Raw genomic sequence first — 5315 nt, 5'->3', positions numbered from 1 at the left:
AGGTTTACAACCAAACTCAGGATTAGTAAAACTTTGAGATTTAGTTACCATGTTAAACTTCATGAAAAAAACCTTGGAAAATTAATAAAAAAAAATAGTATAAATAAAAAGAATAATGAATAATATAATTAATTATTCACTTATAAATCAGCTAAAGCTGCTTTGATAGATTCAACATCACCAGAAACATCGATGGAATCTTCGGTTGGTTCTAAGTGAGAAATATTACATCTTCTGTTTTTAACAGCTTCTCCGATTACTTCTACAAAGTTTTCATCGATGATTTCAACGATTGCACATTTTTCACCAGCTTCTCTTCCAGCAGTTTTAACACATACTCTTCCTACTTCAATTGATGCCATTATATCACCTTTAATGTTGTTAAAATGATTTCTGATACTTTTTCGGGATCGAATGTACCAGTATTAATAATTAAATCATAAATATCCATGTTTGAAATGTCAATATTATGAATATCCATATATCTTAAAGCTTCACTTTTTTCACGAGCAATAATTTCCTCGCTTGCTAATTCTACAGATTTTGACTCCCTTTCAGCTATTCTTCCAGAACGAACATCAAATGGAGTTACTAACCAAAGTTTTAAATCAGCTTCAACAAAATAAGCAGATAACCTGCCTTCAACTATTAAATTGTCTGCAGCCTTAGCCAGTTCCGCTTGTCTTTTATCAATCTCTTTATCTATATCATCATTACCTTCGGCAAACTCACCAAATTCCAGAACAGACATGCCTCTTTCACGAGCCATATCCCTAAATACAGATCCTGCAGAAATAAATGGAATATCCAGTTTTTCACTAAGCAATTCTGCAGTGGTTGTTGTTCCGGTACCTGCCAATCCACCTATAGTAATAATCATTATTTTCTAGCCTCTTGTTTGAAATGTTTACGCATACATTTAGTACATAAGTACCCACCGTAAGGACGGCTAGGTCTTTTTGCGGTTTTTGAAAGTTTACCCATTTCATATGGACGTCCACGAGGAACTCCATGTAAGACAGCACCACATTCAGCACAAACGTGCTTAGATGGTTTTTTCTTTTTGTATCTTAAAACATTATCTCCACCAGGAGTGTTTTTTCTCATTCTTTTATATGATCTTGATCTAAACCTATTTGCAGGCATTTAATCACCTTTGATTAATTTAATAAAAAATTTAATAATTGTGTAATAGCGTATTCAAAATAGAATACTATTATATATCTATTTCATCATTAATAAATGTATAAGATTCAAGGGTTAAATTAGAACCCTTGTTTGAATCCTAAGAATTTTCTTAATATTTGACTCATACCAAAAGTACAAATCATATACCATAATAACCAGCCAATACCATATGGAATAGTTGCTTTTCCTCCATACAAGAATTGACCAATGAAATGCCAGAATGGAGTTAAAGTAAGCCAATATGCAGGAGCAGGTAAGATTAAGACTATATTACTGATAACAGAAGTCCTCATCCAAAAGAAAATTAAAATAATAGGAACAAAAGTAACCAGCATTGGCTTGAATGATTCCATCATTACCGCATTTTGGTCTTTAAGCATTTCTGTTTGCTCAGCTTGAAGCTTAGCAAGTTCCTTTCCATCTCCTTTCTTTTGAGCTTCCCTCATTCTTGAAGAAAGTTCTTTTGATCTTTTTTGGTTTTCATTAACTTTTTCCTGATCAACCAAATATTTGTTTGCAATAGTTGTAATTAATGAAACAATAAATGCAATAACCAATACAGTTAATGCAGGATTTTGTGGATTTGGATCCAATGCAAGCAGCGGATTGAATACAGCATTTAAAGCATTCAATATTCCACCACTAAACATACCAAAGATATCAGCCATATTACTCACCTATTTTAAAACATCCACTAATTTTGATATTGTTTGTGGCAAATGATTATCATGGTTTGCAATGATTTTAACAGTAGCTCCAGTGAGTGTTGCATATGCCATGGAAGCAGCCCTATTCATTTCTTGATGTAATTGAATATCGCTAGCTTTTTCAACATCACGGGAACGAGTGTCATCATTCATTCTTCTGTAAATAATCTCATCAGGATTTGCTTCAACCATAATGAATAAATCAGGTTGTAATTGTTCTAAAACCCATATAGGAAGTCCTGGTAAAAATCCAGAAGGAGTATTGATAGTACAGTGAGTGTCTACAATAACATTGTCTTCCTTGGATCTTTCTTTAATTCTTTTAGCAGCTTTAGCTTGAATCTCTTTTTGAGTTTCAGCAGGTAATTTTCTTAAAGCATCCCTATCATCTACAATTTTTTCTTCAATTGCAAGTTCAGTCATTATGTCCCCATAGTTTAAATGTACATAATCAACTTCTTCAAGAGCTTTATTAAGTACAGTGGTACTACCTGAACCTGGAATTCCTGTTAATACTACTAATTTCAATTTAACCCCTCATTTAAAAAATATATGGAGAAGATTAGTCTCCTCCCAAGAATTTTCTGAGTAGTGGATTTGATGACATTAATTGTTCTTCTGCCATTTCTTCGTAAAGCTTATGTATAATACCTACAGTAAGCAATACCCCAGTACCTCCACCTAAAGCACCGGTTAAATCTGCAAAGAATGCAATGAGACCTACATATATACCACTTAAAATGGTAAGTGCAGGAATATATTTCTTTAAAATTTTATACAATTGACGTTTACTACTTCTGAAACCAGGTATCTGAATACCTGAATTATAAAGCTGTTCTGAGATTTTCTTAGCATTTAATCCACTGATTTCAACCCATAGGTATGAGAATAAAATACAACATGCCAAGAAGAATATTGCATATACAAGAACGTGAATCGGTTCTGTAACAAAGTAACTAATCTTGTTAGGAGTTGATAATAACCATGCAACACCGCTTACAGCCTTACCGTTTTCGACTGTACCTAAAATAGGGAAACCAATTTTTTGGAAAACATTTGCTAAAAGTGAAACGTTAACCAAAAGTGCACTGGTCAAAATAACCGGCATGTTACTTGCATAAACAAATTTTAATGGGTATTTACCGACAGAACCTCTGATTCTTCCGTGTCCTCTAACTGAACCGTGGGAAATTGGAATTTCAACACGAATTGATTCACCATATACAACAACAGCAAATACACAGAATGTTGCAATTAATGGAATCAATAATGAGAAATTAGCTGAACCCATAGTGATAGATTGTATAAATCCTGGAATAGCACCAGTCATTAATCCATCAGTTCCAGGCAAGAAATTGAATGTTCCGACAAGAATAGCTTGACATACACCTGCAGCAATGAATAAACCGATACCACTACCGAATCCCCATTTTGAAACAACTTCATCCAGATAAATTACTAAAACTGCACCGATTACAAGTTGAAGGAATAATACACCAAGATAAGAATTATCAATTGGTACTAAGTTACCAGTTAATACTAAAACACCAGCTTCAAATATTGTGAAAACAATTGATAAAAGCTTCTGGGTAGCTTGAAAGTGAGACTTATCCTTGTGTGACGAAAGATCCAAGTCCAAAAGATTGGAACCGACTAACAATTGCAATACGATAGATGCAGTAACAATAGGACCAATTCCTAAAGTAAGAATTGAACCAAAACTTCCAGCCATAACTGCTCTTAAAGCAGCGAATTGGTCTACAGCCGCAGAACTTAAACCATATAATGGTATTTGAGTTAAAAAGTAATATAATACCAAAATAAGAGCAGTCCATTTAAGTTTTTCATTAAAATCTTCATTGTGAACAGGAGATTTTACTTCAGGCAAAAACTTAAACAATGGCTCTAATACTTCGAGAGATGACATTTTATTCCTCTAAAAAATTTAAGAGAAAACTATAATTCTATAGCTTCTCCTCCTACTTCTTCAATTTTTTCAATAGCAGATGCTGAGAATTTTGGAGCGGAAATTTTGAAAGTTTTAGAGATTTTACCTTTAGCTAAAACTTTGTCATAACCTAATTCGGTAACGTCAATGACAATTGCGTCTCCATCCATTGATGCTTTTCCACTAGCGATTAAATCATCAGCTTTTTCTTCTAAGTAACTTAAGTTAACTGAATTAACTTTTTTAATCATTTTTTGAGGTCTTTTAAAACCGTGTTTACCGAAATGATCTGGGTCGTGGATTACAGTCCAGGTCCAGTGTTGTTTTCCGGCTCCAGCTTTACCTTTTCCACCTTTGTTACCTGCACCTCTACGTTTTTTAGTACAGCCTCCTCCGTTGGATCTAGAACCTCTAAGTTTGTTAATTTTACGTTTTGTTCTAATCATAATAAACACCTAATTTAAAGCATTCTTTTTGCAAGATCTTTAATTTCTTCGCCCCTGTAACCTAATGATCCACCTTCGTTAATGGATAAACGGATATCTTCATATCCTTTTCTAGGAGGGTGTAAACGGAATACAGGTTTAATTCCCACATCAGCTAATTTAACTTCTGATTTGATTACAGCTTCTGATAATTCAGCAATGTCTTTGTAATCTGAATTTTCAGCTACAAATTCATCAGTAACTTTGTTATTACCTTCGATTCTGCCTCTTTTAGCAATGATTTCAGCTAAAAGTTCAGCATCGATTTCACCCCAGGTAATGTAATCCTTAGACTTTTGAAGCATACCTTCAAAACTAGGATTTTCTTCAACTAATACTGCGTGGTTGATTCTGTTAAGTCTTAACATGTGTAAAGTGTCAGCAACTTTTTGAATGACACCAGTAGTTCCTCTAACTCTAATAACTAAAAACATAATCATCACCAATTAATAGTTAACTCCCATTTTCTTGAGGTCTTCTTTACTTGCTTTTACCTCACTTAAGGTTTTTAAAGCATCAAATACTGCATTTGCAAAGTTAACAGTAGTTTGGGTTTGACCAAATGATTGAGACCATACATCGTGAATACCAGCAAGTTTTAAAATGGTTTTACCAACATCACCAATTACTAAACCTACTCCTGCAGGTGCAGGCATTAAGTTTACACTAACACTGCTGACTTTACCTTGTACTTTGAAAGGTACGGTGTGTTCTCTACCACAAACACAACCCCAATCACCACAGCCTCTTCTTACTTTAATAATGTTATATTTAGCATTATCTACAGCTTTTCTGATTGCAGGTCCAACCTCTTTAGCTTTACCTTGACCTAATCCGACATAACCGTCTTTGTTACCTACAGCAACAATTACTCTGAAATTAACTTTTCTACCAGATTTGTGCATCCTTTGAACTAAGTTAACATCCATTACTTCTTCTTCTAAATCTGGAATTAAGGCATCAACTATTTCTAATTCCATAATTGGA

General features: G+C 33.8%; 9 protein-coding genes. All 9 read right to left on the bottom strand.

The features are described from left to right. Positions 1-140: 140 nt before the first annotated feature. Positions 141-362: a 50S ribosomal protein L14e gene (locus ACKI44_RS09325; RefSeq protein WP_407423728.1), complete on the bottom strand. Its 222-nt coding sequence runs from the start codon at positions 360-362 to the stop codon at positions 141-143. After that, positions 362-880: a (d)CMP kinase gene (gene cmk / locus ACKI44_RS09320; protein ID WP_407423726.1), complete on the bottom strand. Its 519-nt coding sequence runs from the start codon at positions 878-880 to the stop codon at positions 362-364. The genes ACKI44_RS09325 and cmk overlap by 1 nt, the downstream gene beginning before the upstream one ends. Further along, the gene (locus tag ACKI44_RS09315) at positions 880-1146 is read right to left on the bottom strand and encodes a 50S ribosomal protein L34e (protein ID WP_303736250.1); all 267 of its coding nucleotides are present in this window, start codon (positions 1144-1146) and stop codon (positions 880-882) included. Before ACKI44_RS09315 ends, cmk begins: the two co-directional genes overlap by 1 nt. Before the next feature lie 119 nt (positions 1147-1265). Next, a complete protein-coding gene (locus tag ACKI44_RS09310; protein ID WP_407423723.1) occupies positions 1266-1856 on the bottom strand; it encodes a DUF106 domain-containing protein in 591 nt (196 codons plus the stop codon). A gap of 9 nt (positions 1857-1865) precedes the next feature. Further along, positions 1866-2423 carry an adenylate kinase gene (locus ACKI44_RS09305; RefSeq protein ID WP_303736252.1) on the bottom strand — a complete coding sequence of 186 codons (558 nt, stop codon included), beginning with the start codon at positions 2421-2423 and terminating at the stop codon, positions 1866-1868. A gap of 34 nt (positions 2424-2457) precedes the next feature. Continuing rightward, complete coding sequence (gene secY, locus ACKI44_RS09300) at positions 2458-3822, bottom strand: preprotein translocase subunit SecY (RefSeq protein ID WP_407423721.1); 1365 nt, start codon at positions 3820-3822, stop codon at positions 2458-2460. 29 nt (positions 3823-3851) lie between these two features. Continuing rightward, the gene (locus tag ACKI44_RS09295) at positions 3852-4289 is read right to left on the bottom strand and encodes an uL15m family ribosomal protein (RefSeq protein WP_303736254.1); all 438 of its coding nucleotides are present in this window, start codon (positions 4287-4289) and stop codon (positions 3852-3854) included. A 14-nt stretch (positions 4290-4303) separates the two neighbouring features. After that, a complete protein-coding gene (locus ACKI44_RS09290) occupies positions 4304-4762 on the bottom strand; it encodes a 50S ribosomal protein L30 (RefSeq protein WP_407423719.1) in 459 nt (152 codons plus the stop codon). A 12-nt stretch (positions 4763-4774) separates the two neighbouring features. Further along, a partial coding sequence (rpsE, locus tag ACKI44_RS09285) for a 30S ribosomal protein S5 (RefSeq protein WP_407423717.1) occupies positions 4775-5315 on the bottom strand: 541 nt, incomplete at its 5' end.

The organism is Methanobrevibacter sp., from assembly GCF_045646205.1.
In the GTDB taxonomy this organism is placed as follows: domain Archaea; phylum Methanobacteriota; class Methanobacteria; order Methanobacteriales; family Methanobacteriaceae; genus Methanocatella.
The sequence above is the reverse complement of the archived record's forward strand: the minus strand, read 5'-3'. Positions and strand labels throughout refer to the sequence as shown.